Genomic DNA, 1,523 nt, shown 5'->3' with positions numbered 1-1,523 from the left:
TCGACCACCGGCGCCACCTTCTTCACCGCGAGCTGGCGGTTGGTGGTGGCGTAGCAGATGTCTTCCTTGTGCGGCCCGTTGATGTTCGGGAAGCGCTGTTTCAGGATCGCGACGATATGCGCGGTGTCGTCGATCGACAGCGTGGTCTGCGTCACGAAGGCGAGATTGTTCGGATTCTTCGGCGCGATGGTGCGCGCATCCTCATCGGTCTCGATCAGGGTCACGGCGCCCGGCGGCAAGTGCCCGAGGGTACCGACCACTTCGGGATGATGCGAATGCCCGATCAGGAAAATCTCGCGGCCGCGCTTGAAATGGATCGCGGCCTCGCGGTGCACCTTGGTCACCAGCGGGCAGGTCGCATCCAGCGAGAAGAAATTGCGCACCTTCGCCTCGGCGGGAACCGCCTTCGGCACGCCATGGGCGGAGAACACCACCGGCGCGTTGGTATTGTCGGGAATCTCCGCGAGTTCCTCGACGAAGATCGCGCCCTTTTTCTTCAGGCTGTCGACCACATATCTGTTATGGACGATCTCGTGGCGGACATAGACGGGGGCGCCGTAGATGGTGAGCGCACGCTCCACCGTGTCGATGGCGCGGACAACGCCTGCGCAAAAGCCCCTTGGCGAACAAAGCACGATTCTCAAATCCGGTTTTGGGTCAGCTTTGGCGGCCATAAGAGCAATCTCGGGGGCGAATCGGCCCTCGCCGGCGGCGGGGAACGGCCAATTCAAGGTAGGAATTGGGACCGGTTTCGGCTCCTGTCAAGGCACTTTAGCAAACCATTGCGCCACGGGCCCCGAAAGGCCTATAAGGGCGCGAATTCCCGCCATTGATGACCACCGGCTTCGCCAAGGACAGGCGGGCGAAGCACAAAGGAGATTTGCCATGAGCAACGCGCCGCTGATGCCCAAGGCGACTGCCGTCTGGCTTTTGGACAACACCGCGCTGACCTTCGATCAGGTCGCCGATTTCACCAAAATGCACCCGCTCGAAATCCGCGCCATCGCCGACGGCGACGCCGCCCAGGGCATCAAGGGCTCCGATCCGATTTCCAGCGGGCAGCTGACCCGCGAGGAGATCGAGCGTGGCGAGAAGGACCCGGACCATCGCCTCAAGCTCGAGGAGAGCAAGGTGATTCTGCCGCCGGCCGCCAAGAAGAAGGGCCCGCGCTACACGCCGGTGTCGCGCCGCCACGAGCGGCCGAGCGCGATCCTGTGGCTGGTGCGCAATCATTCCGAACTGAAGGACGCGCAGATCATGCGCCTGGTCGGCACCACCAAGACCACGATCGCGAGCGTGCGCGACCGCACCCACTGGAATGCCTCGACCTTGACGCCGATGGACCCGGTGACGCTCGGCCTGTGCTCGCAGATCGAGCTGGATTTCGAGGTGCAGCGCGCGGCCAAGGAAAAGCCGGTTCCCGCGGCCTACGGTGGCGCGACCCTGCTGCCGGCCTCAGAGACCACGAAGAAAGAGCCCGAATTCGAACCGACCGAAAAGCAGCGCGACGACCTCAACGTGGA

The 1,523-nt window shown here is 63.4% G+C and carries 2 protein-coding genes; one reads left to right on the top strand and one right to left on the bottom strand.

Annotated elements, in window-relative coordinates; all coding sequences use genetic code 11:
- On the bottom strand, positions 1–674 hold a 674-nt coding region (gene ispH / locus VGK20_00135; protein ID HEY2772432.1), incomplete at its 3' end, for a 4-hydroxy-3-methylbut-2-enyl diphosphate reductase.
- A 211-nt stretch (positions 675–885) separates the two neighbouring features.
- On the opposite strand from ispH, the gene VGK20_00130 reads away from it, so the two are divergent.
- On the top strand, positions 886–1,523 hold a 638-nt coding region (locus tag VGK20_00130), incomplete at its 3' end, for a cell cycle transcriptional regulator TrcR (protein ID HEY2772431.1).

The sequence above is a fragment of the Candidatus Binatia bacterium genome, assembly GCA_036493895.1.
Classification (GTDB): Bacteria; Desulfobacterota; Binatia; order UBA1149; family CAITLU01; genus DATNBU01.
Note: the sequence above shows the minus strand (reverse complement) of the source record. Positions and strands in the feature narration are given on the sequence as shown.